Genomic DNA, 26,014 nt, shown 5'->3' on the forward strand with positions numbered 1-26,014 from the left:
AATTTAAGCCAATTTAGCGTTTATTAAATAGAAAATACAGTCCAAAATCGTTATACCTTGCTAGGTAAGCCTTTCAAGTTTTGGAATCAACTTTTTAGCATACCAAGTAATGAAGAGCCAAAAACTTTGAAGCCTTGGAAACTTGTGCCGTGCTTAAAACTTACGTAAATCAAAACACCTTTTCCTCCCACTTTTGGGAGATTAGCATTTGTCACCGTTGGTTGTAATAACGCAGTCGGCTTTGTTTGCGTAGTAAAAACGCCGGACGACTCGCATTCGCGGTTATACAAACGAAGCCTGCCGGGAGCAGGCTATATGACTATATGATAAGCCTGCGAAGGTAGGCATAGTCTATGGAGCATTGAGGCAACAGAGCCTGTGGACGTATATTTGCACGCATCGGGATGCTCCCGAAGTCAACAAACTGGCTGACGCCCTACTGTCCATTGGTTAACCACTGAAGCAAAAGAACCTTCCTCCGACATCATCAGCGATGGAGGAAGCGGTAATCAAGGCTTGAAAATCTGCTGTGACAGAATAGCGATCGCGCTTTTTGTCATCTGTCGAAAGATATTCTACTCAAACAGCGTATGAAGAGTTGTTAGTGTAAACACCTTTGCGATCGCATCCCGTCTCATCTGTCTGTCATCAGTGCGTAGCGAAGCCGCTGCGCTAGCAGCATCGCTTTCCCTTTTTTCCCTAACTAAATTCTTAAATAACTTGCCGTCGGACTCATGGGCAAGAGGATCATCTGTTGATTTTGTAAATCCAATTCAATTCCCAACGCCTCAAGTGGAATTACTCCCAGCAAGGGATCTGCCCCTCCTGGCAATTCCAAACATTCAAAAGTTCCTTCCCGTCCCATTAAAGATATTTTGGCATCTTCAAAAATGCGTGCCCTACCAATCCCAGTTGCAGTTGCTACAGGCACTTCTTTAAGAAGTGTTAAACCAAGTTGGGCAATAATATCCTGTGGCAGACACAAAGTAGTAGCGCCAGTATCCACCAGCACATTTTTCACTACAAGCGATCGCACCTCATCTGCGGTAATATAACCCCGTTCAGTTAAACCTTGATCTAACCGATTCGTGACTAGCAAGGTTGTAGTAATTTTGCCCATTAAATCTTGATTAATAATTGACTGCATAATGGTACCCCTACCCATTTCAATCTAGGCTAACAGAACCAGTGACAAAAGATTTTTGAGTGCGCGATAGCGAAGCGCTCCAAAGAGTCAGTTCGCCCACCTTCCCCTCTTCTTCCCTTGTCCTATAGCGAACGCTCTGTTCGCTCTCGCGCATCCACGCCGCTACGCGAACGCTAACGTGTCTAAAGCGAACAGAGCGCAACGCTAACGCGGTTCATACCATACGATTAAATTGGGAGCATATGATTGCAAACATCCATGAGCCTAACCAAACAGATTCTATCTCAGCTACCTGGAAATCCTCTCTTCGGACTTCGTAAAACCGATAGCCTTTGGCAAGCCATCAAGGAAGACACCACACCGATTCCGATGGTGGTGAAAGAAAGCCAAGAACCTCTGGGAAGCGTAGACTGGGATGCGGTAATCTGCGGCGGCACTTTGGGAATTTTAATCGGTGCTGCTTTAGCTCAGTTGGGGTGGCGAGTTGCCTTAATTGAAAGAGGGATATTGCGCGGTAGAGATCAAGAGTGGAATATCTCCCGCCAAGAGTTAGAGGTATTTTTGGAGCTGAATCTGCTTACTGAAGCAGAATTAGAACAAGCGATCGCTACCCAATATAATCCCGCCCGCGTCAGCTTTTTAGGGGGTTCTGATATTTGGGTGCGCGATGTCCTGAATATCGGCGTCGATCCCGTTTTTCTGCTAGACACTCTCAAATCAAAATTTCTTGCCGCTGGCGGACAGTTGTTGGAAAATACCCCCTTTGAAGGGGCAGTTGTTCATCCAGATGGCGTCAGAGTGGAAGCATCAGGCGGCTTGAAAACACGGTTGTTGATCGATGCAATGGGACATTTCTCACCCATTATCCAACAAGCTCGACAAGGAGAAAAACCAGAGGGCGTTTGCTTAGTCGTGGGTAGTTGCGCTAAAGGCTTTCCTCGCAACGAAACCGGCGATCTCATCGCAACTTTCACATCTATTCAAAATCAATGCCAATACTTTTGGGAAGCTTTCCCCGCACGAGATGGCAGAACTACCTATTTATTTACTTATCTGGATGCTGACAAAAGTCGCCCCAGTTTGGAATTTTTCTTTGAAGAATACTTGCGCCTGTTGCCAGAATATCAAGGTGTGGAAGTGTCCCAGTTGCAATTTCAACGGGCGCTGTTTGGCTTCTTTCCCTCTTATCGCCACTCATTAAAGATGCCTTGGAGTCGCATTCTGCCCGTAGGAGATAGCAGTGGCAACCAATCTCCCGTCAGTTTTGGCGGGTTTGGGGCGATGGTGCGGCACCTGAAACGGTTAACAGAAGGCATTCACGAGGCTTTACAAATAGATGCTCTCGACAAGAATGCTTTGGCACTTTTGCAACCTTATCAGCCGAATATTGCCGTAACCTGGCTATTTCAAAGAACAATGGGTGTGGGAATCGAGCAAAAAGTTGACCCAAATCAAATCAACCAGTTGCTTAAGAGCGTATTTCAAGCGATGGAACAGCTGGGAGACGAGGTATTACGCCCATTTTTACAAGATGTCGTCCAGTTTCCCGCCTTATCAAAAACCCTGTTGAAAACAGCCTTTACTCACCCCGGATTAGTGGCTGGAATTATTCCCCAAGTGGGAATCCCGATGCTGCTAGATTGGATGGTTCACTACCTAAACTTGGGAGTTTACACCGCTTTATACCCTTTAGCAACAGCCCTGAAACCGTGGATAAAGACATTGCCGCCACTACCTCGATACTACTGCGATCGCTTCCTCCAAGCTTGGAAATATGGCTCCGGAAGCGATCGCAGTAGCCTGAAGGATGTAAGGCTTATGTAGATCGTTGAGCGGTATGCTAGCAGCTTGAAAGCATCTGTGGCATTGGTAGGATCGCGTTTTTCAGGACTGCGAACAACCCAATATCTAAATATTTCCGGCTAAACTCGAAAAAGCTAGGTTAAAGACTGTAGATCATCCCAAGTTTATTATTAAACGTCTTTTGGCTCTGAGTGCGGAGATAACACCATGATTAAACGAGAATTTCCAGCCACCCACTACTTTACAGTCTTAATGGGGCTGCTGCGCGATCGCCAGGGATTTATGGAAGAAATTCGTCAAGGCGTCAGACTTCCCAGTAAAATCATCTCTCTGCTCGTTTGTAGTTCCCTATTTTTTGCCGTCTATGGCGCGATTATCGGTTCATCTCATAGCCTTTTACAAGCATTGTCCTCTGCTTTTAAACTGCCCTGCTTCTACTTAATGACGCTCATCCTTTGCTTGCCCACTTTATATTTTTTCAGCATTATTTTTGGCTCAAGTAGAAGTATTGGACAATATTTCGCCATGCTTCTGACCTCTGTCACCGTGATTAGCGTTCTACAATTTAGCTTGGCACCCGTAGCGCTATTTTTTCTAATTACCGCTCGCAATTACCAATTCTTTGTGTTGTTAAATGTGGCTATCTTTGCCTTAACAGGATTCACTGGCGTCAGTTTCCTGTATCAGGGGATGCAATTTATGTCTGTACAAGATAACGAAGCTGGACAAGAAACCCGCACCAGTATTTTGAAATTTTGGTTGATTCTTTATGCTTTAGTTGGCTGTCAATTAGGTTGGACACTCAGACCATTTTTCGGAACTTCCGGAGAATTTGTATTGTTTCGAGCGATGGAAGGTAATTTTTATCTGAGTATTTTCAAAGCAATTGGAGAACTTCTAGGTTTTAATTGAAACCCCACTCAAGTAGCACTCCACTACTTTTGGTTTTATTTAAAATATATATCGATAGACACTTGACAAGTGTAATCTCTGTTGTCAATTGTTACTGTTTTTAGTAAAATAATTTTGGCTAGATAATATTAAAAACTGATTACTGTTCGCGATTAATATCAGAAAATGAAGCGATCGCTTGCGGGATTGCGATTAATTCATGGAAACTTCATTTAAAGTCCCTAAATTATGAATTTAGGATAAAGGATTATTTCATCAGTGATAATACTGATAGTAATATCCTCAGGTCAGCGGTGAAATCTACTCCTTACAGTGGCTAACCTAGGGTACGTTGAATTTGGGTATTTGAGTGTGGGCAGAGAACACTGACATTTATAAAGTTTTTATAAGCTTTGTCTCGCCCCGTAAGATGTTGCAGGTTTGTCAAGCGATGAACATTTTTAGAAGTGGTGGGTAAGAGAAACAGCGAGCGATCGCCATTGAAAATCCCGCAACCACTAATTTTTTCTGTCTTCTGCCTTAAGTGCGATCCAAAATCCCCTGAGCCAATTTTGGCATTAAAGCTCAAAAACAACCTGCGTCATGCTAGACCAACCCTCAAAAAAAATTATAAACATCGGCTTTTTACTTACGAGATCGTCATCAAAGGAAACAACCCTATGAAAAAAGCTCTAGCCGTCCTTACCGTTGGCTTTACCTTACTGATGGGAGCCAATTCTGCTAACGCCGTTCCTCTGTACGACGGCGTATCGAAGCCAAATCAAACGCCCGATCAACAGGGATGGCAGTATCAAGAAAATGCTTTTAAATCTCCTGCGCCTACGGCAACGTCTACCAGTGAAGGCACTGTTTTGAATACGGGTAATAGCACTAATCAGGCAGGCTACTTCAAAGTATCGCCAGTGCTGCTTAACCGCAGTACTGGATATAGCATCAGCTTCAGCGTCAAGATTAGTTCAGAAACTCACCTCAACAACAATCGTGCAGGCTTCAGCCTGATTGTGATCAGCGATGGCGTCTTTGGTGAAACGCAACCCTATGGACTGGAATTGGGTTTCTGGCAAAATAGCGTCTGGGCGCAAAACGTTGGTTTTACTCAAGGCGAGAAAGTGACTTTCAACGTCCAAAAAACCATGAATAACTATGTCTTGTATGTGAAAGACAACCAGTATCAACTGTTTATCAACGGTTCTACCTTTCCCATTTTGCAAGGCGAACTGCGTCAATATACCGGATTTATACCGCCTCCCGGATATCCCAACCCTTACACAACTTCCAACCTGATTTTCTTTGGCGACAACACGGCATCCGCCACGGCAAACGTTACCATAAAAAGTGTTTCTGCATCCCCTGCCAGCAATGTTAACCTCACCACTGGCTATGGAAACTAAGCACAGTTTCATTTCAGGGAATCAAAAAGTCCAAATGATCGCCAGTTTGGGCTTGTAAATCCTCCAGAGAACCTTGCAATTTTAAGTGACCTTGCTCCAGAAAAACAATCCAATCAGCTCGATTAATCACTCTGGGGCGGTGGCTAATTAAAATTGTGGTTCTGCCTTGGCGGTAAGACAGCAACTGCTCTAAAACTTGCGCTTCGCTCACCGGGTCGAGTCCCCCCGTGGATTCATCTAAAATCAGCACTGGCGGCTCGTTGACAATCGCTCTGGCGATTGCCAATCGTTGCCGCTGTCCGCCAGAAATATTTGCCCCGAATTCACCCAAAACGGTTTGATATTTGTCGGGTAGCTTGCTGATAAATTCGTCTGCACCCGCAATCTGGCAAGCTTTCACAATCTGCTCAAATGCAACGTGAGGAGAACCTAAGCGGAAGTTTTCCACAATTGAGCGACTCCAAAAGTGAGGCTCTTGGGGAACGAGAATCACCTGTTGGCGCAAGCAATCAAGTGATAAATCTTGCAGATTATAGATGCCAATGCGGAGATTTCCAGAATGCGGTGAATATAACCCAGCGAGCAATTTTGCTAGGGTGCTTTTACCGCAGCCGGATTTACCAATGAGTGCTATAACTTTCCCTCCAGGAATTGTTAGAGAAAAATCTTCTAAAAGGTCAATTCTGCCAGCGTGGTGAAAGTTAAGATTGGTGCAAATAATATCTGCATCTCCCGTAATTTTAGCAAAGGGTCTTTTGTCATCGACTGGATTTTCTGGTGTAGAGTCGATTACTTCCGTAAGGCGCTGGGTGGCAGTTTGAACGCGAGTCAGTTCATCGACAAATCCTACTACCGCCCCAATAAATGCTAGAAAATTTCCATTCATGCCGTTAAAGGCTAACAGTTGCCCAATGGTTAATTCTTTGTTAATCACCAAGCTACTGCCAAACCAAAGTAAAACGACGCTACCGATACTAGAAACTAATCCAGAAAAGGTACTGTTGATAATGACAATCTGAATCGTGCGGAAGGTGATGTTGGCAAGGCGACCGAAGCGACTCTGAAATTCTTCCCAAAATTGCGGCGCAGATGTAGTGGTTTTGAGAGTCAGTGCCCCTTTAAAAGTTTCAACTAAAATTCCTTGATTTTCTGCTTCTAAGACTAATAAGCTGCGAGTTTTTTGTTGCAGTGTCGGCAGGAAAATAATTGTAGAAATTGTCATAACAACAGCAATGCACAAAGCAACGATTGTCAGTTTCATGCTGTAGAAAAACATGAAACTAAAAGAAACTATGGCAATAAATAGCTGACTCGGCAAACTAACAACCACTTGGGAAACTAACTGATTAATTTCTTGAATATCTCGCAAGCGGCTGACAATTTCGCCACTGCGACGAGCTTCATAATAGGAAAGCGGCAAACGCAAAATTGCTCTGCCAAATTCTAAAACTAACCCTAATTGGAGCCGTTGAGAAAAGTGGGCGATTAGGTTAGATTGCACCAGTCTGAGGCTACTGGATACAACGTTCATCACCATAACGGCAGTTACCACACCCGTCAGTAGCTGGGTATCCCCCCGAACCAACACATCATCAGTGAGGATTTGGATGAGAAAGGGGGACGTGAGGGAAAGCAACCCCAAGACAAGGTTAATGACAAATGCCTCAGCCAGAATCCCTCGGTAAGCCCAGACGGGTTTAAAGAAACGCCCAAAACCGCCAACTTTTTCATCGATTTGGGCAAAAAAGCGGACGGAGTCTGGCTCTAGTAACAGCATGATGCCATTTGTCCAGCCTGCCGCTAGCTCGTTTTTGGAGAGGTAACGGATGCCGACAGCGGGATCGGCGATCGCATATTTTCTGCCTTGTTGCCCGTATAAAACAACCCAGTGGTAGCCCTTCCAGTGAATGACGGCTGGCAGGGGTGCTTGCTTCAATTTGTCAAGAATCTCTGGTGAAGCTTTCACCGCTCTGGCATTAAAACCGAGTGCTTCTGCGCCCCGTCTGAGTCCTAGCAATGTGGTTCCCAGCTGCCCAGTGCCTACGGCTTCACGGATGCGGTTGAGCGTAAAAGTCCTTCCGTGATGTTTAGCGATCGCTGCAAGACAAGCCGCTCCGCAGTCTTCTTGGCTGTGTTGTAATACATGGTGGTACTTCATGCTTAATTCATGCCATAGTGTCAGGATTGATGCGGTTCGGTGACTAACACACTATAGGGGGAATCTAATCGTTAAATGAACGGTTAATCGCGTTTCTCTATTTGATTTGTAAGATTTTTTTAACGAACCGCCAAGGACGCCAAAGACGCCAAGGAAGAGAAAGAAGAGGATTTCACGAATTACTTAAGAGGATGTCTGAAAAGTAAAAAAGCTCTCATAACGATACCCTGTCAATAACAACATCTTCAATTCGACAGCGTTAAGAGAGCCATGACTCAATAACAAGCTAGTGAGGTCACGGCCCAGAGCGATCCCAGAAGTTTTCGGTCTACTGAAAGTTGTCAACCTTCTATAGGGGTTTTTTATTTAAAATCACAAGTATAAACTACACTCAGTAGGCAATCGTTTTTTACACGTATAGAGGGTTTATGTCTAACATCAAAACTGCTGGTTTCCAATCAAACCTTTTTGAAGAATTGAATGATGCAGATTCAGCGGCAGTCACAGGTGGTGGCATTGTTGGGGATGCGGTAGGTACTGTTACTGATACTAATTCAGCTCTTGGTAATGGAGGCCGACCTACATCAGGCGCTGTTATATTACTAGGAACCACAGCGGTGAATGCTGGGAACTACTTAATTAAGGTTGGTAATGGAGCAGAGTCTGGTCTTCAGGCTCTAAACGGAGGATTGAGTAAGACTGCGGGCAATGTATAGGTAAGGATTCCAGTAATCCATTAATCTTATATGTTCCCGGACTTGAAAGTAGGAGTTCTGGTAGTAATGGAACATGAACATACGCGCTTGCCCAGAACGCAGACTTAGATAGCCTTCTGGCACTAAGTAACTTTGCAGACTTTAAATTCAGGTCTGCAAAGTTACTCAGTGACCTCTACGAGCTTATAAAGGTTTTTGTCGGTTCCCGAAACATTGAACCACTTCCTTTTTAGGCAAAATTAGCTTGCTTCGTACTTTTTGATGTTGCTATTTGTACTTTAAGCATCATCACTTATATAAGTCATTCATCAAGCCCCTGTTCAAACTAGGGGCTTATCTGTTTGTTTGCAGTAAATAATCACTCTAGGAATTACGCATTGAGTAAGCTGGTGCGCTTACAATTTGCGAAGTCTTCCACTGGGAGTATCTCCGTGAAAGACTTCGCATAAATGCGCTCTTCTTGAGAGGCTGTTTTAAAAGTTGGAAAGTTGGATAGTCAGTAAAAAAGCTCACCATGGGACAGTCGTGCCCATCCAACATGGCTTTGCACGCAAGTATGCCCTAGGAAATCTCAAAGAAGCATCTCTACCGGAACTCGCTACTGATTGGCGTCGCAAGTGCTATCCATCTTTCCTAGAATTGTGCCGAAGTGTTTATGAGGAAGTGACAGCACCGGCTGAGCTTCCAATTATAAAATGGTATGAAGCGATCGCGCGTCAGGCAGAAGCGGTCTAAAAATCAGAGAGTAGCGATCGCTACTCCCTGATTGCCGATCGTTACCGAAGACTTGACTAACGACTGCGTTGAAGATAGCCTTCTACGTTACTAATCGCTCGTACCGCATACGAATCCCCAGGACGTGCATTCAGCGCCCTTCTAAAGTTAATCAAAGCAGTTTGGTAGTCCCTTTGTTGGGTTGCAGCGTACCCAAGTTTCATGTATTGAGTATAAGTCCCCTGCCGACCACTCCGTTGCGTAGCCCCAGGAGTAGTACCAGCCGGATTTTGCTGAGTTGTACCAGTTCCCGCCGGATTCTGCTGGGTTGTACCAGTTCCTGCCGGATTCTGCTGAGTTGTACCCGTACCTGCCGGATTTTGTTGAGTTGTACCCGTACCTGCCGGATTTTGTTGCCCAGTACCCGTACCTGCTGGATTCTGCTGAGTTGTACCAGTTCCTGCCGGATTTTGCTGAGTTGTCCCCGTACCTGCCGGATTCTGCTGGGTTGTCCCCGTACCTGCCGGATTCTGCTGGGTTGTACCAGTTCCCGCCGGATTCTGCTGAATTGTGCCAGTTCCCGCCGGATTTTGTTGCACAACTCCTGGGCTAATTACCTCATAGTTAGGTTGCCCAGTACCAGTACCGGCGGGAGTTTGTTGGTTAGTACCAGTACCAGTACCAGCGGGAGTTTGTTGGTTAATACCCGTACCAGTACCAGATGGATTTGTTTGTGTACCCCCTGGAGTACTCTGGGCTAATAATTGTTGGTTTCTCACATTAGAGTTGGAATTGATGAGGGCTAATGCTGGAAAACTGAGGAAAACACTAGCGCTAGCAACACTCATCAAACTAACAAGCTTTTTAATCGAATGTTTCTGATTTTGCGTACTCATGGGAATATCCTGAATTTTAGGCTAAAAAATACTGACCTTGGCAGCTTTCTTGCCAAAACCGAACAAATGTTGGTTGTAAAAAAAATGACCTTCAATCAGTTACGTCAGTTAGAAGTTTAAAGACATATTTCTTGAAGCTCTCTATTAAAACCCTAACTCTATTACTTTTTTAGCTCGTCTATCTAAAGAGTTGTACTAATATTAAGTTAGTCTCTCTAATTAGGTACAGAGTGAGCAAACTCCACTGAGCCGACGCAGCGTATATTTCATAGCGATCGCTGTAAGAACTGCTGTAAAGTCTCCACAATGGAAGTGTTGCGATCGCTGCCCTAAAATCTCACATTGGACAATGCTGTATAGTACCAAAATAGAGCAATCACCTCTTGTGTAGATCCCATTTGGTAGGCTTTTGCTGAATCTACTAATCAAGCAATCAGCCAAGGTAGCCAAATTGCTAAACTCAAAAGCGTTAGAAACAGCACTGGCAAAGTCAGGACGAGACTCATGCGAACATACTGCCCCCAGCTAATATAAAGTTTCTTCCTCGCTAGAATGTGCAACCAGAGTAGCGTTGATAAACTCCCGATGGGCGTAATTTTCGCCCCCAAGTCGCAGCCAATGACGTTGGCATAAACCATCGCTTCTCGGATATTTGCCTCAGTACCGCTGGTGCCTTGGATTGCCAAAGCGTGAATCAGTACGCTGGGCAAATTGTTCATCACTGAAGATAGCAGAGTTGCCAAAAAGCCAGTACCCATCGTGGCAAGGGTGATTCCCCAGCCAGAGAGATTTTCTAAGCTGGCGCTGAGGTAAGTCGTTAACCCCGCATTCCGCAAGCCAAAAACAACCAGATACATTCCCAAGCTAAAGACAACGACTTGCCAGGGTGCCTCCCGCAGAATTTTGCGAAGGTTAATGACTGGCTGGACAGATGGTTGGAACCAGCGCCCAGCCAGCGCTAGCAGGGCAAATGCCCCTAAACCGGCGATCGAGGAAACGGGTAAACCTAGAGGTTGCGCGAGGAAGTATCCGCCTAGTAGCAACAAGAGGACGATAAAACTGCACCGAAAAACCAGGGGATCGCGAATGGCGCTAGACGGCGTTGGCAGTCGCTCAAAGCTATAGCTGGAGGGAATTTGCTGATTAAAGTAAAAGTAGAGGACGGCTAAACTGCTGAAAATTGCTACGAAGTTCACCGGCACCATCACCAAGGCGTAGCGCAAAAAGGAAATCTGAAAATAGTCGGCAGAAATGATGTTTACCAGATTGCTGACGGTTAGGGGCAGGCTGGTGGCGTCGGCAATGAAGCCGGTTGCCATGATAAACGCTAGGGCGGCATTGGGGCCAAAATCGAGGAAGAGCAGCATTTCCATCACGGTTGGCGTCCAAATCAAAGCGGTGCCATCGTTGGTAAATACGGCGGTGACAGCGGCTCCCAATAAGACAATCAGGGAAAAGAGTAACCAGCCTTTCCCCTTTCCCCACTGGGCGATATGAAGTGCCAGCCATTGAAAGAATCCGGCTTCATCCAGAATTAGGGAAATCACGATCAGGGCTACTAGGGTGAAGGTAGCATTCCACACGATATCCCAAACTTCCGGGACGTTTTCCCAGCTGACGACGCCGGTTGCCAGGGCGAGCAATGCTCCTCCTCCAGCGCTGAAGCCGATACCCAGTCCTCGCGGCTGCCAGATGACGAGGGTGAGGGTGAGAAAGAAGATAGCGATCGCTCCTGCTGAAAACCCCGTCAAGGCGATCGCTCCTGCTGCAGCGTAGGCAGTTGCCGCTATGCTGATCAAAACTCTTCGCCTCCGCCTACTAGAAACTACGATTTTGAATTTTAGATTTTGACTGTACAAACTCAGTCTTTTCAACTGAGCAGCGATCTATAGAATTCCTAACTGATTTGTAAAACTCTCTATTTCTTTTCTCTGCGTCCTTGGCGTCCTCTGCGGTTCGTTAAAAAAAATATTTCACAAATCAAATAAGATTGCTATAGCACTGACTGAACCGTTAAATCAGGACTTACGCAAATATCACCACATAGTAAGGGCAACCGCCGGGGAATTGAACCCGAAAAAACGCTTTCAACAGGTTGAAATCAATATCCAGTTGAGCTTTAGCTAACTTTAGCGATGAGCCGCCTAATTTATTTCAGGGCGGAGCTTTTGACTGACAGCTGACGGCTTAGTTACGGTGCCATCGCGTACCATCCGGGCTATCAATTAGAGTAATTCCTTTAGCTTGTAGCTCATTGCGGATGCGATCGCTCTCCGTAAAATTTTTCGCAATCCTCGCATCCTGTCTCTGCTGAATCACCGCCTCAATCTCTGCATCGCTTAAACCATCACCAGAAGCAGCGGTTTCAACCTGTAGTGCGATGTCATCAGCACTCACTTCTAAGCCTAATACACTTGACAAATTAACTAAATTGTGCCAGCAAGCTTCTAATTGTTCGGGTGGGATCTCGGTTTTACCCTGATGAACCAAGATATTCCCCTGCTTGCCTAACTCTTTAGCAAGTTCAAACAATATCGTTAAACCGCCAGGAAAATTCAAGTCATCATCCACTTCTGCCTGAAATCTTTCCACAGCATTGTCATGTCCTGAACCGTCAACTGGGAGGTTTGTCAACGTTCTCATCCAACCCAGTTGGGAACCGTACTTATATCCAAACAACAGACCTTCCTTCAGCGTATTCCAACCGTTTGTAGCGGCTTGTATTGCTTCATCGGTAAAATCAATCGGCTTACGATATTGTGCTGTAAGAACAAATAATCGCACCGCCATCGGATCGACGGGTCGATCCAGTAACTCTCGAATGGTGATAAAGTTGCCCAGAGACTTGGACATTTTCTCCCCATTCACTGTCACCATACCGTTATGCAGCCAGTAGTTCGCTAACGGCTTGCCAGTCACCGCCTCCGACTGGGCAATTTCATTTTCGTGGTGAGGGAAAATTAAGTCAGCACCGCCAGCGTGGATGTCTATAGTTTCGCCCAAGCGATCGCGCACCATTGCCGAACATTCAATGTGCCACCCCGGACGACCCGCACCCCAAGCCGATTCCCACGCAGGTTCCCCCGGTTTTGCCGCTTTCCACAGCGCAAAATCAAACGGGTCTCTTTTCTTGGACGCTTCCGGTTCCACCTCCACCCGGTTACTCGCGCCAGCTTGCATATCTTCTAACTTGCGTCCCGACAGCTTACCGTACTCCGGAAATTGACGCACCGCATAGTAAACATCACCCGCAGATGGATAGGCAAAATTTTTCTCCTCCAACTCGTGAATCAGCCGCTGAATCCCATTCATCGTATGCGTGGCACGCGGATATTCATCCGCTTCTTTGATATTCAGCCGCGCCATATCCTCAAAATAAGCTTGGATGTAGCGTTCGGCAACTTCCTCCATCGACGAACCTTCTTGCCGTGCCCGGTTGAGAATTTTGTCATCAATATCAGTAAAATTCTGCACATAGCGCACGTTATAGCCGACAAATTGCAGATAGCGGCGCGTCACATCCCAGACGATGCAAGCTCTCGCATGACCCAAGTGGCAGTAATCATACACCGTCACGCCGCAGTAGTACATCCCGACTTTATCGGGTTCAACGGGTTCAAAGGGTTCCTTGCGACGAGTGAGGGTGTTGTAGAGTGTTAGGGTCATTCCTGAAACTTACAAAAATAAAGTGCATCTGTTAAGTATTTTAAATTCCCTGGTCGGCAAGCCATCTAGTCATGCCAATCAAAATTGCATTTTGTAGCAACCAGCTTCAGGCTACTCAACTTAAGCTGGGACAAGCCTCACCTTAGCTCAGTTCGGGTGACATTGAAAAAGTACTATAGCAAGCAATACGAGCGGAAAAGTTGCTCCATCTTACATCTATCTAAATAATTAAATATCTTAAATAAAAAACAGGATTATTAGTGAAATAGGGTTACAATCACCTGAAATTAAGTGCATAGCATATAAGATTAACGCCAACGACATGGTCAACAGCAGTCGGAGTTGGGGCAGACGACTCGGTCTAGTGGCTTGGGCAATGAGTGGAGCAATTCCCTTCAGCATAGTTTCGCTTGACGCATTTTCTGAGAATCGCGCTTTCGCTCAGGTGACACCTGATAGCACACTGGGGACGCAAGTTGACGACGGTTTGGTAATTACAGGTGGCACAACAGTTGGCGGCACAAACCTGTTCCACAGCTTTAGCAGTTTTAGCATCCCCAGTGGGCAGACGGCTGAGTTTCTCAACGCCCCCACCATCTTTAATATTTTGGGGCGAGTAACAGGGGGCACTCCATCGGATATTCAGGGAATAATTAAAGCCCAAGGGAATGCCAATCTCTTCTTGATCAATCCCAGTGGGATTATCTTTGGACCAAATGCCCGATTAGACATTGGCGGCTCATTTGTAGGAACGACCGCAAACGCTATCCGGTTTCCTAGCGGTGGCGAGTTCTCCATGACCTCACCCGTTGAGCCTAATAACCCCGTGCTGGCGGTAAATCCTTCTGCCCTTTTCTTTAACCAAACGCCAGCAGGAGCCATAGTCAATCAATCTAGAGCCACAGCTCCCAACGATTCAAACACTTTAGATGGTCTGCGAGTTCCCGACGGTCGTAGTTTGTTGCTCGTGGGCGGCGATGTGAGACTAGATGGCGGAATTATTAAGGCACCAGGTGGTCGAGTTGACTTAGGAGGGTTAGCAGCACCAGGAGAAGTAGAGATTATTGGCAACAATAACTTAGGCTTGCGTTTTCCTGATGGTGTAGCACGAGCCGACATTTCATTGACCAATCAAGCCGGGATTACTGCCAGTATCGTTAGCGGAGGGGGTGATGACGCTGGAATTGTAATTTTGCGGGGGAATAATGTTTCTCTTGATAACAGCCAAATCTTCAGTCAAATATTACCTGGTGGGCAAGGGAGTCCCGGCGGCATTCTAATTGAAGCTGGGTCACTTTCTCTATCAAATAATGCTGGGATAGCTAGCAGCAGTTTTGGCAGTGGTAATGCTGGAGCTATCTTCATAGACGTTGATGGTTCGGTTTCTCTTGCCAATAGTACCATCCAAAGCAATGTCGAAAATGGGGCGACAAACAGCAACGGTGGATTGGTTAGTATTACGGCTGGCTCGTTTTCCCTGCTCAGCGGCTCTCAGCTGCAAACCCTAGTTCGTGGAAATCAAGATGGTCAACCAGCAGGACAGGGAAATGCAGGGAGGGTAAAAATTGATGTCCGCGATACTATCACCATTGATGGAGAGGGATTTGTGGATGGTCAACTCCTTCCCAGCGCTATTTTTAGCAGAGTTGGTCTTGGAGCTAGCGGTAATGCTGGGAACATCGAAATCACCACTGGAGTTCTGTCCCTAAGTAATCGGGGAAAAATAGATACCAGCCTTTTTGGAGTCGGGACAGCCGGAAGTATATTTATTAAAGCGACAGACTCTGTCTCTCTGACAAATGAGGCGAGGATTGAGACCGTCATCAAGGAAGGTGCTAAACAAAGCGGGGGAACTAGCAGCCCCTTTGCTGGCAATATTGGTGCTGTTCTTTCGGGCAGGGGTGGCGATGTCACTGGCACAATCTTAATTTCTACTGGGTCGCTTTCCTTAAAAAACGGTGTACTCAATAGCAGTACCTTTGGAGACGGCAATGCTGGAGCTATAGTTGTAGCGGCTCGCGATGATGTCTCTATTAATAATGGAATCATCGGTAGTATTGTTGGGAAGCAGGCAACAGGTAATGCTGGTGCAATTTTGATGCAAGCTGAGTCACTCTCCATCACTAGCACTTCTAATCTTCCTGCTGGATTGAGTACTCAGGCTTCTGGACAGGGGAATGCCGGACTCGTATTTGTGAGGACTAAAGACGATATTTCACTCAAAGGCACTGGCAGCGTTATCCTCAGCACTGCGGGTTCACAAAGTACGAACACGGATAAATTTGGTGGCGCTATCATTCTCGACGTTAGATCCCTGTTCATCAAAGATGGAGCGACAGTGAGTGTTAATAATTTTGGACTAGGGGAAGCGGGTGGCATCGTCATCGCAGCTAAAGAAGACATTATTTTGAACAACGAGGCAAGGATTACAGCAGCCACGTTATTCGGTCAAGGCGGGAGTATTGTTTTAACATCAGGAGACTTCTTGCTGTTGCTCCGTGGCAGTCGCATAGCTACTCAAACACTCGTAACCACTCCGGTAATCGGAACTGGCGGTAACATTGACGCCGAAACCCGCTATATTATTGCTGCTCCGTTTAATGACAACAATATCAGTGCCGCCGCGTTCATCGGCAAAGGCGGCAGAATCGATGTCACAGCCGCTCGCCTCTACGACATTGACAAGCGAGCCGATGTGATTGTCTCTAATGACATCACTGCTCGTACTGAGTATGGCAGGGACGGTGAGGAAAACATTAATGCACTCAATGCTGACCCGACTCAAGGGCTATCCAACCTACCCGCCAACCCAGTAGACCCCACTACGCTAATAGCTGAAACCTGCGCTCCTCGGACTGGCATAGCCGAGAGGCAAAAAAACCAATTTATTGTCACAGGACCCGGTGGGTTGCCTCCCGACCCCAATGCAGCTTTTCCGGGTGAGGCAGTGGTGAATGAGTTGGGAACCCCTGATGAGGGAGAAGAAAACACTACGGACGACCCAAATTCTACCAACCCCACCAGTCCTACCCCAGATGCTCCGGCTGCTTCTGAACAATCAGAAATTGCCCCAGATGCTCCGGCTGCTTCTGAACAATCAAAGATGGTCGAAGCTCAAGGCTGGGTGTATGAGAAAAATGGCGCGATCGTTTTTACGGCTCGCTCCTCCACCGGCACCGTTACTCCTAACAATCCAGCACTGACACCTGCATCTACCTGCAATGCTTTATCAAAGTTACCTCAGTAGAGGTTCTTCCCTGTTGCGACTGGGGTTGTTGGCGCTAACCAGTTGCATAACCGTAGCGCCAAGTCAAGCGCAGACAGTTGATTTGCCTTTGGTGCAGAAGCGAGGTAGTAGCGGATTTAGTAACGGAGATAACGGATGGGTTGTTGGGTTGGGTTGGGAAAACTCAGAATTTACACCCCTCTCAGTAGATAGCGAGTCCAGCCTTGGACTGAAGTCCACGACTCATAGCTCAAGTCCATTGAAATGGACTGAAACTCCTGTGGAAACAGAGGAAATGTCTCGCGAGACGCTACTTGTGCCTGTCAAGATAATTTCTCACGGGCGATCGCTCGCAACAAACACTAAAATTCTCTCTTCCCCACTTGCCCAAATCCCAACAATTTCCCCTTCACAAGATATCCCTCCCCTGACGCCGGATCTACCTCCCAAACGCCCCTTGGAACCTCTGCCAGAACCGCAGATACCTGTCGTCCCTCTCCTCCCACAAGAAGTACTGCCGTCCCCACCTCCACCTCCCACAACAGCCGAACCCAAGCCGGGTGAAGTCCCTGAAACCATTACAGTTAAGCAATTTGAGTTTGAAGGCAATACAGCCTTCAGCGATGAAGAACTCGCTGAAGCCACCAAGGGTTTTACCAACCGTTCCCTAGGATTCGCTGAAATCTACGAGGTGCGTTCCGCTATTACCAAATTCTACAGAGAACGGGGCTACATAACCTCTGGTGCAATCATCCCACCCCAAACCTTCCGTAACACAGAAGGTGTGGTCAAAATCCAGGTGATTGAAGGGAGATTAGAATCTATTGACGTAAGGGGCACGCGGCGACTCAACCCTAATTATATTCGCAGTCGCATTGCTCTCAAAGCTGGCAAGCCCTTGAATCGGAATGCCCTGATCGAGGCACTGCAACTTTTGCAACTTGACCCGTTAATTAAAAACTTGTCTGCGGAACTAACGGCTGGGACGCAACCGGGATCGAGTTTGCTGATCGTAGAGGTTGAAGAGGCGAAAACCTTGCACCTTGACCTGTCGCTAAATAATAACCGTTCGCCCAACATCGGCACCTTTGAGCGCCGACTGGAACTTACTCAAGCCAACTTATTCGGACAAGGAGATGGTCTAAACTTTGGCTACAGCAATACCGAGGGCAGCAATACTTTCGATGCCAGCTATACCTACCCCATCAATCCTCGTAACGGCACCCTCAGCTTCGCTACCAGTTTCACCTTCTCTCAGGTAGTCGAACCTCCCTTCGACCGGATCGATCTTGATGCCGATTCGCGCTTCTTTGCGCTGACGCTGCGCCAACCCCTGCGGCGAAACTTGACTGAAGAATTCGCCCTCGGACTATCGATAACAAACCAGAGAAGTGAAGTCACGGTTTTTGAAGTTCCGGTCAGACTTTCGCCGGGAGCGGAGGAGGATGGAAGTACCACCGTTACTGCCCTGCGCTTTTTTCAGGACTGGATTGTGCGCCGCAACCGGCAAGTCTTCGCCCTTCGCTCCCAATTCAGTCTCGGTCTTGGCATACTTGGCGCTACAGTCAACGAAGATGCTCCCGACAGCACCTTTCTGGCTTGGCGCACTCAAGTTCAGTGGCTACGTCTTTTGGCTCCCGATACCCTGTTAATCGTCGGGGGAGACTTGCAACTCTCAACCAATCCTCTTTTGCGATTGGAGCAGTTTGGTCTTGGCGGTCGAGATACAGTCCGAGGCTACCGTCAAAATGTCTTGCTAACCGACAATGGGGCATCGGCTTCGGCAGAACTTCGGTTGCCAATTCTTCGCCTGCCTCGACAAAACGCTCTTTTGCAACTTGCTCCCTTCTTAGATTTGGGCTTCGCCTGGAACAGTTCGGGGAATCCCGATCCCGATCCCGAACCCAATTTTCTGGCATCTGCTGGACTCGGTTTGAGGTTCCAAATGGGCGATCGCCTTTCCGCTCGTCTTGATTACGGTATTCCCCTTGTAGAGGTTATTTCTACCGAAAGAACTTTACAAGAAAAGGGGTTGCACTTCTCTTTAATTTACCGCATTTTCTAACTATATAGAAATTAAAAAATGTTAAGTCAAATTTTCAATTTATTTGGTTTTAAAAAGTCTCGGAAGAATCAAGCAAAAAATCCAATTTTTCTAGACAAAAAGAACCACAAAAAACTCTTTCTTGTGGGATTATTTCTTAGTTCTTTCCTCTGCATCCAGGGATTAACTTGGCTATTGGGAGCAAAAAGCCTGCCTGTTGTCGCCCAAACTCCTGCAAAAGTAACGAATCCCCATGTAACAGCTCCAGAAGCGCTAGTGCAGGAAGCCAAGAAACTCTATCGACAAGAGCAGTTTCCGGAGGCATTAACTCGCTTGCAACAAGCTGAGGGAGCCTTTGTAGCCAGCAAAGAGACTCTCAAGCAAGCCATGACTCTTAACCTCCAAGGGCAAGTTTATCTCGCCCTCGGACAGCCAGAAGCCGCCGCAGAACGTTTTTCTGCGGCTGCCACCACTTACGAGCGAGGCAGAGACAAAACGGGCGCGATCAAAAGTCGGATTAATCAAGCGCAGGCACTCCGCAAGGCTGGGTTTTATCGCCGCGCCTGGGAAACGCTCGAACAACTCAATGCTAATCTGAACCAGACCGATCCCCAGCTCAAAGCGATCGCCCTGCGTAGCTTGGGAATTACCCAACGCTTAATTGGCGATCTGGATGACGCTCAAAAGGCTATAGAGGAGAGTTTGGAGATTGCCGAAAGCTTACCCTCACCAGCGCGTGAAGAGAATGAAAGCGCCGCTTATCTAATGTTAGGTAACATCGCCAAAGACCGACGCAACACCTCCAAAGAGCAAGTTAATAATAGCGTTGCCCTAAAGTACTTTGAAGAAGCGATCGCTTACTACGAAAAGGCTGCCGAAACTGCCACAACGCCAACAGAAAGAATTGAAGCCCAACTCAATCAACTCAGCGTGTTTGGAGACGCCGGACAACCTTTCACCGATCCAGAGCGAGAATTATTGCACCAAGTTCAACAGACACTTGACCAATTGCCCCTTTCCCGTACCACCGTTCATGCCCGAATTAACTGGGCACGCATGGTGATGCAACCAAATAGTCAGGCAAATGTCAGCCCTCAAGACATTGCTCAGCAACTGGCTATTGCTGTGGAACAAGCGAGAAAGCTGAAAGACCTGAGATCGGAATCTTACGCCCTCGGTCAGTTAGGAGAACTGCGCCAAAAGCTAGGACAGCTAGAACAGGCACAGGAGAATACCCAGCAGGCGTTAGCGATCGCTCAATCCATTGGTGCGTCAGACATCTCCTATCGCTGGCAGTGGCAGTTAGGACAAATCCTTAGAGAACAAGGAAAAACAGCGGGGCAGTTAGGAGAAACCCTTACAGAACAAGAAAAAACAGCGGAAGCGATCGCTTCTTACAAAGTTGCCGTCAATAATCTTCAGGACTTACGGGGTGACTTGGTGAACCTTAACCCCGACGCGCAATTCTCCTTTCGCAAAAGCGTCGAACCTGTATATCGAGAGTATGCGGGGATGCTGTTACAATCCAAAAATCCCGAAGATTTGAAGAACGCTCGTACAGCTATTGAATCCCTCCAGCAAGCTGAACTGGTCAACTTCTTTCGAGAAAATTGTATAACCTCCATACCCAAATCGGTTGATGAGATTCTGGCTGAGACTGACCAGAAAGCCGCTCTCATTTACCCAATTGTTTTGCCAGAAAGCTTAGAAGTAGTTGTGACGCTACCCGGCAATCAGTTGAGACACATTACTATTTCCAAACCGCGAGTTGAAGTGCAAGGCACCTTTACTCGACTGCGGAGTGCGATCGCTCCTGAGAGTGTTAAACCCACCCGCACGGCACCAAATGAAAACGAACCATTACCCGCCACCCCTCAAGAAGCTCAACCTAAAGGAAATGAACCCAATGCTGTAATACCTGGAGATGATACTCGTAGCGCCGAACCAACACTCATACCCACAGACGGGGGGTACTTAGTGCTTGCTCAAGAGGTATACGGTTGGTTAATTCGACCCTTTGAGGAAGACCTCAAAGCCAGTGGAGTTGAAACTCTCGTTTTTGTCCTGGACGCTCCCTTACTGAATCTGCCGATGGCAGTACTTCACGATGGCGAGAAGTTTTTAGTAGAAAAATACGCGATCGCCCAGACTCCAGGACTGAAACTGCTAGACACCAAACCCTTAGCACGAGGTGAAATCACTGCCCTTAAGGCTGGACTCTCTGAAGCTCGTTTACGAAGCCTTGGAAGTCCTCCCCAATCCGTATATTTTCCGCCACTACTCAATGTACAGCAGGAATTAGAAGGAATCCAGTTAAAAATACCCGGTAAATTAATCCTCAATGAGGAATTTACTACCGCTGCAATTCAACGGGCAATCAACTCGGTTTCTTACCCTATTGTTCACCTGGCAACTCACGGTAAGTTCAGTTCCAATGCTGAAGAAACCTTTATTCTCACTTCGGATGACCGTCTCAACATTAACCAGCTCAACCAACTTCTGCGAGGTAGAGAAGAAGACAGCAGAAAAGCCATTGAGTTACTAGTTCTTAGTGCTTGCGAGACAGCAGTTGGGGATGAGCGGGCAGCGCTAGGATTAGCTGGTGTAGCAGTCAAAGCTGGGGCACGCAGTACCTTGGCAACACTATGGCAAGTGGATGATGAAAGCACGGCTAAGTCAATGATTCGATTTTATCAGGAGTTAAAGGACACGAAGGTTAGCAAAGCCGAAGCTCTGCGCCGCGCTCAACTCTGGCTTATGCAGCAGGATAGCAAGTATAAGTCTCCCTATTACTGGGCACCATTCATTTTGGTGGGAAACTGGCTGTAATTGAGAACTTGTAAATAACAGGACTTACGCAAAGCTTATACATATAGCCTTTTGTCGGGGCAATCCCTTGCGATAGCGAAGCGCCGACCTGTCGGTTCGCCCTCTTAGATGTGATGTTGCGTAAGCAGGACTTACGCAAAGCTTATACATATAGCGTTTTGTCGGGGCAATCCCTTGTGGTTGCCCTCTTAGATGTGATGTAGCGTAAGCAGGACTTACGCAAAGCTTATACATATAGCGTTTTGTCGGGGCAATCCCTTGTGGTTGCCCTCTTAGATGTGATGTAGCGTAAGCAGGACTTACGCAAAGCTTATACATATAGCCTTTTGTAGGGGCAATCCCTTGCGATCGCCCTCAGATGTAGTGCTATTTGCGTAAGCAGGACTTACGCAAAGCTTATACATATAGCCTTTTGTAGGGGCAATCCCTTGCGATCGCCCTCATAAGTAAGGTGCGTTAACCCACCCGACTGAAGTCAATCCACCACCTCAACTACAGTCGAAATGGCAGCTAACACGCTTGTAGATACCGCTTGAGTTCCTTTAGAGAGCAGCGAAGGTGCAGCCTCACTGGAGCGGGAATTATTATCGATGTCCCCCAGTAAATTTCCAATGATATCGACTGACTCATCCTCATTCACATCAATGGGATTTCCATTGCGAGTCCCGCGACCTCTGGCGATGCTCTGTAACCCCTTCAAAGCGTTGCGTAACGGAGCAACACTTGCCAGAATTAGTACCTCAAACGTGCCAGCCTTCTCCCCCACGTTCCATACAAAATTATCCTCTGGCTGCGGTACGGCAATCGATTGCCCAGGAGGGACTAAAGCTTTTTCCTCTGGGGCATCCCAGTCTAGAGGAAACAGGTTGATAATTTCTCCAGACCCAGTAATGAAAAGCAAGCTGGCATAGATATTGCGACTTTCATTGTTTTTTACCTGAGCGAGTATGTTTGTTCCCCTTTTGAACTGTAGCTTTTGAGTATTAGTCGCTCCGGGCGGGAGAGTTGATTGAGCATTTCGGGTGCCTCGACTGCTAACAGTGCTGGAAGTTTCTTTGCTATCCACAGCTTGAATTGAAGTAGTGACATTTAACTGAGAGGAATCACCATTAACCAGGCTCTTCAAAATGCGCCCAATCAACAATACCTTGAACTTCGGTCGCAGTCGCACCACCGCATTCTCTGCCGATTCTCCCACCCGACCAAAAGAATCAGAGACTGGCACTTGGGTAGAGGTAAATAACCCCAAGGCACCTACGGGTGGAGGATTGGAAACACCTTGCTTTTGCCAAGATTGGAAATCTTCTTGTGTTACTCGTCCTAATAAGTAGTCAGTGACGGCTCGTTGTTCGACTGCAACAGGTTCAATCCTTTTTTGCTTTTGAAGTGCTGCCAGTACCTGTGCTTTCTCTGCACTAGGGATGTCATTTACACCAATGCGTAGGGTTAAATCCGTAGGCATTCCCCGCACCAGTTCTCGCAATAATGTTCCTTCTTTAACTATCCCTGATTGAGAAGTTGGAATAACTTTGCCGTACCCGACTAATCCAACACGGGATTCTTGCTTGATTTGTCCCTGTTCCCGTCCCTCATCATCAATAATTGAGAAGATTGCTGCATCTTTAAACGCTTCTAGGCTTTGGGAGGCTATCCCACCCAACCAAAACTCCACGCGATCGCCAGTCACTTTCTGAATCACTGCTTCGGCGGCGGGTCGTTTTTTCTCCAAGAAGTAAAGGGGTTTAGAGCCATTGTTACTTCCCGGTTTTTCCTCAAATTCTGGGTTTTGGATTATGTTAGAGGACATAGCCACGTCTTTGGTGCGACGGGCTAGATTGACAAAGACTGTGTCAAAGGAACTGTTGCTACTTTCTTGCCAGAGATAGCGAGTTAGTAGATAAGTAAAGGCACCCGCATGAAATCCCTCAAATTCAGCATCTGCCGCCTCTTGGTCGCGCCTTGCCGAGGCGATGACTACTCCCTTAGCCACACCCTTGTGGCGGCGATCGCGAAACTCGTCTTGGGAAAGCTCCAGCTTAGAGAGCAACTGCTTTTGATACTCAAATTCTTCCGGACTGGCATCAAGGGTGACACCCCTCTTTAAACGGGCAGCTCTCACAACCACGTTACCGCGCTTGCCTCCCCCGGAATAGCAGCTATCTAGGACAACGGTGAGGTTTTCGGTGGGAATGGCAGACATTAACAGGAATAGGGTATGACCCATGATATCCGGGACGGAGTTAGCCGAGCCGGTGACAGAATCAGCCGGACGATCAATTGGCACCATTGTGCTATTAAATGGATCGTCCCCAATCGGGTTGGGGTCACGTACCCGCGAACCATGCCCGGAGTAGTGAAAGACTACTACATCCCCAGGTTTTGCCTGTTTTATAAGATGCTCGTTAAAGGCTGTTAGGATTCCTTCACGGGTGGCTTGGGCATCTTTGACTTCAAGAACGTCATTGGGATTGAAGCCAAAGCGGTGAACCAGGAGTTCTCTCTGCATTTCTACATCAGTGATGCACCCCTCTAATGACCCTAAAGCGCCTTGATACTGATTGATGCCAACTAACAAAGCCAGTTTGCGCGGGGTGCTTTGAGCCAGCACTCTGGCACCCCGAAGCGCTTCGCGCCGCCAGCTAACGCCTTGAGGCATCAAGTCCAGCTGGTTCATTCCCAAGCTGGCGAAGAGCGAGCTGCTAAATTGTAGAAAATGACGACGTTTCATAAGTTCTCTAGATAAAACTATTTGCAGGTGAGATGATCGGAGGCTGGTTAATCAAAAGATTATTTTTCTAATCATCTCTATCTCTAAGCGCCGAGAGGTTATGTAAAAACTACTGGCTCTGTCGGACTTATGGCAATAAGCTTTACTAATACAAACGCCTGAGACTCCTGGGCTGTAGTCAAGATTTCGGCAGCTCTCTTCGGATCGAGGCTAGGGCGTGTCTGCTTGCCTCATAACCACAGAAGGGTAGCAGCGACAACGTCTGCCAATTTTCTGCTATAGCAATGAGTTGCTTGCATTAAGGATAAACTACTACAGTCAGTTGATACCAAGCGTCCTAGAAACGCGCTACCCGTAATGGGTGGCTGAGACTGACCTTTTGCTAGAAGCATGGGGAAATGCTGATTTGGAGTCAGGTAAGCTGGAGAGAGCGATCGCGCCAAGCGCGTATGCGAAGCTGTTCGCTTGCTATAAAGTAAAAGGTTGGGTCATTTCAATCCCGAACAAGGATTGACACCTACACCCATTTACCGCTTAGACTTCATACCAATTTACGGATAAGTCTACATAACGTTATTTAAGAAATTCTGAAAGTCGCACTATGCAACCAGTCACCACTCCCAGTCAATCTCCAGAGATAGATGCTCCGATCTCCGGCTTGCCCGTGACAATCATTACAGGTTTCCTTGGCAGCGGCAAGACCACTCTCCTCAACCACATTTTAAGCAATCAGCAAGGCGTCAAAACCGCTGTTCTGGTTAATGAATTTGGTGAAATCGGCATTGATAATGAGCTGATTGTCACCACCAGCGAGGACATGGTGGAGTTGAGTAACGGTTGTATCTGCTGCACCATTAATAACGATCTCGTCGAAGCAGTCTACAAAGTTTTGGAACGCGAAGAAAAGGTCGATTATCTGGTAGTCGAGACAACCGGACTCGCAGATCCCCTGCCAGTGGCACTCACCTTTTTAGGTACAGAACTGCGAGACATGACCCGCCTAGATTCGATCATTACGGTGGTAGATTCGGAAAACTTCAGTCTCGATTTATTCAATAGCGAAGCCGCCGCCAGCCAGATCGCATACGGTGATATCATTCTGCTCAACAAGGCAGACTTGGTGGATGAAGCAGACTTAGACTCCCTAGAAGTCAGAATTCGGGATATGAAAGGCGGTGCTAGGATTATGCGAACCACTAAGGGACAGGTTCCGCTGCCGTTACTTCTCAGCGTCGGTTTATTTGAGACTGACAAATATTTCCAAAACGAAGAGGCAGAACAGGGTCACGACCATCACCACCACGACCATGACCACGATCATCACGATCATCAAGACGATCATAGTAGTTGCGATCATGAGCATGACGTTTGCACTCACGACCATCACGACCACGATCATCATTCCCACCACTTGGAAAATGACGGGTTTACCTCAATTTCCTTTGAAAGCGACAAGCCTTTTGCTATCAAGAAGTTTCAAAATTTCCTAGATAATCAGCTGCCCCCGACCGTCTTCCGTGCCAAAGGGATTCTTTGGTTTGATGAAAGTCCTCGGCGTCATATCTTTCACCTATGCGGCAAACGCTTCTCCATCGAAGATGAAGATTGGAAAGGACAACCAAAAAGCCAGTTGGTACTGATTGGTCAGGATTTAGATAAAGAAACCCTGCAACAGCAAATTAAAAGTTGTGTCTGTTTGCCTTCTACTACTCGCGGTAAAGGCTTCGGAAAATAGTTTTTAGTCATGAGCAATTAGCTAAATATTAATTGCTCATGGTTCATAG

At 47.0% G+C, this 26,014-nt stretch carries 16 protein-coding genes; 9 read left to right on the forward strand and 7 right to left on the reverse strand.

Annotated elements, in window-relative coordinates; translation table 11 throughout:
* Positions 1 to 703: 703 nt before the first annotated feature.
* Positions 704 to 1,147 carry a retroviral-like aspartic protease family protein gene (locus AC2VDX_RS24510; RefSeq protein ID WP_378175383.1) on the reverse strand — a complete coding sequence of 148 codons (444 nt, stop codon included), beginning with the start codon at positions 1,145 to 1,147 and terminating at the stop codon, positions 704 to 706.
* A gap of 258 nt (positions 1,148 to 1,405) precedes the next feature.
* Here AC2VDX_RS24510 and AC2VDX_RS24515 point away from each other — a divergent pair, with 258 nt between their 5' ends.
* The 3 genes from AC2VDX_RS24515 to AC2VDX_RS24525 all read left to right on the forward strand — a co-directional run bounded on the left by AC2VDX_RS24515 (position 1,406) and on the right by AC2VDX_RS24525 (position 5,253).
* A complete protein-coding gene (locus AC2VDX_RS24515) occupies positions 1,406 to 2,971 on the forward strand; it encodes an FAD-dependent oxidoreductase (protein ID WP_378175386.1) in 1,566 nt (521 codons plus the stop codon).
* A gap of 186 nt (positions 2,972 to 3,157) precedes the next feature.
* Complete coding sequence (locus tag AC2VDX_RS24520) at positions 3,158 to 3,862, forward strand: actin-binding WH2 domain-containing protein (protein WP_378175389.1); 705 nt, start codon at positions 3,158 to 3,160, stop codon at positions 3,860 to 3,862.
* Between the two features lie 659 nt (positions 3,863 to 4,521).
* Entirely contained in the window at positions 4,522 to 5,253 is a 732-nt protein-coding gene (locus AC2VDX_RS24525) for a choice-of-anchor Y domain-containing protein (RefSeq protein ID WP_378175392.1), read from the forward strand.
* Positions 5,254 to 5,266: 13 nt separating this feature from the next.
* Here AC2VDX_RS24525 and AC2VDX_RS24530 read toward each other — a convergent pair whose 3' ends face one another.
* Positions 5,267 to 7,411 (reverse strand): peptidase domain-containing ABC transporter, encoded by a 2,145-nt coding sequence (locus AC2VDX_RS24530; protein WP_378175395.1) that lies wholly within the window; start codon positions 7,409 to 7,411, stop codon positions 5,267 to 5,269.
* Positions 7,412 to 7,839: 428 nt separating this feature from the next.
* Here AC2VDX_RS24530 and AC2VDX_RS24535 point away from each other — a divergent pair, with 428 nt between their 5' ends.
* Both AC2VDX_RS24535 and AC2VDX_RS24540 read left to right on the forward strand, forming a co-directional pair.
* On the forward strand, positions 7,840 to 8,127 hold the full coding sequence (locus AC2VDX_RS24535) for a hypothetical protein (protein ID WP_378175398.1): 288 nt from the start codon (positions 7,840 to 7,842) through the stop codon (positions 8,125 to 8,127).
* Between the two features lie 525 nt (positions 8,128 to 8,652).
* The gene (locus tag AC2VDX_RS24540; protein WP_378175401.1) at positions 8,653 to 8,862 is read left to right on the forward strand and encodes a hypothetical protein; all 210 of its coding nucleotides are present in this window, start codon (positions 8,653 to 8,655) and stop codon (positions 8,860 to 8,862) included.
* A 56-nt stretch (positions 8,863 to 8,918) separates the two neighbouring features.
* On the opposite strand, the gene AC2VDX_RS24545 is transcribed toward AC2VDX_RS24540, so the two are convergent.
* The 3 genes from AC2VDX_RS24545 to cysS form a co-directional block, all read right to left on the reverse strand.
* The gene (locus AC2VDX_RS24545; RefSeq protein WP_378175404.1) at positions 8,919 to 9,737 is read right to left on the reverse strand and encodes a hypothetical protein; all 819 of its coding nucleotides are present in this window, start codon (positions 9,735 to 9,737) and stop codon (positions 8,919 to 8,921) included.
* A gap of 425 nt (positions 9,738 to 10,162) precedes the next feature.
* A complete protein-coding gene (locus AC2VDX_RS24550; protein WP_378175674.1) occupies positions 10,163 to 11,527 on the reverse strand; it encodes an arsenic transporter in 1,365 nt (454 codons plus the stop codon).
* A 397-nt stretch (positions 11,528 to 11,924) separates the two neighbouring features.
* Entirely contained in the window at positions 11,925 to 13,403 is a 1,479-nt protein-coding gene (gene cysS / locus AC2VDX_RS24555; protein WP_378175407.1) for a cysteine--tRNA ligase, read from the reverse strand.
* Between the two features lie 322 nt (positions 13,404 to 13,725).
* Here cysS and AC2VDX_RS24560 point away from each other — a divergent pair, with 322 nt between their 5' ends.
* From AC2VDX_RS24560 to AC2VDX_RS24570, 3 genes are all read left to right on the forward strand, one after another.
* Positions 13,726 to 16,650 (forward strand): two-partner secretion domain-containing protein, encoded by a 2,925-nt coding sequence (locus AC2VDX_RS24560; protein WP_378175410.1) that lies wholly within the window; start codon positions 13,726 to 13,728, stop codon positions 16,648 to 16,650.
* Positions 16,625 to 18,694, forward strand: a complete 2,070-nt coding sequence (locus tag AC2VDX_RS24565) for a ShlB/FhaC/HecB family hemolysin secretion/activation protein (RefSeq protein ID WP_378175413.1) — start codon at positions 16,625 to 16,627, stop codon at positions 18,692 to 18,694. The genes AC2VDX_RS24560 and AC2VDX_RS24565 overlap by 26 nt, the downstream gene beginning before the upstream one ends.
* A gap of 123 nt (positions 18,695 to 18,817) precedes the next feature.
* Positions 18,818 to 21,502 carry a CHAT domain-containing protein gene (locus AC2VDX_RS24570; protein WP_378175416.1) on the forward strand — a complete coding sequence of 895 codons (2,685 nt, stop codon included), beginning with the start codon at positions 18,818 to 18,820 and terminating at the stop codon, positions 21,500 to 21,502.
* A 475-nt stretch (positions 21,503 to 21,977) separates the two neighbouring features.
* On the opposite strand, the gene AC2VDX_RS24575 is transcribed toward AC2VDX_RS24570, so the two are convergent.
* Both AC2VDX_RS24575 and AC2VDX_RS24580 read right to left on the reverse strand, forming a co-directional pair.
* Positions 21,978 to 24,230, reverse strand: coding sequence for a caspase family protein (locus tag AC2VDX_RS24575; RefSeq protein ID WP_378175418.1), 2,253 nt, complete (start codon positions 24,228 to 24,230; stop codon positions 21,978 to 21,980).
* A gap of 230 nt (positions 24,231 to 24,460) precedes the next feature.
* Complete coding sequence (locus tag AC2VDX_RS24580) at positions 24,461 to 24,622, reverse strand: hypothetical protein (protein WP_486928256.1); 162 nt, start codon at positions 24,620 to 24,622, stop codon at positions 24,461 to 24,463.
* Between the two features lie 209 nt (positions 24,623 to 24,831).
* Between AC2VDX_RS24580 and AC2VDX_RS24585 the strand changes: the two genes are divergently transcribed.
* Entirely contained in the window at positions 24,832 to 25,965 is a 1,134-nt protein-coding gene (locus AC2VDX_RS24585; RefSeq protein ID WP_378175421.1) for a CobW family GTP-binding protein, read from the forward strand.
* The last annotated feature ends 49 nt before the right edge of the window (positions 25,966 to 26,014 follow it).

It is taken from the genome of Coleofasciculus sp. H7-1, assembly GCF_057473865.1.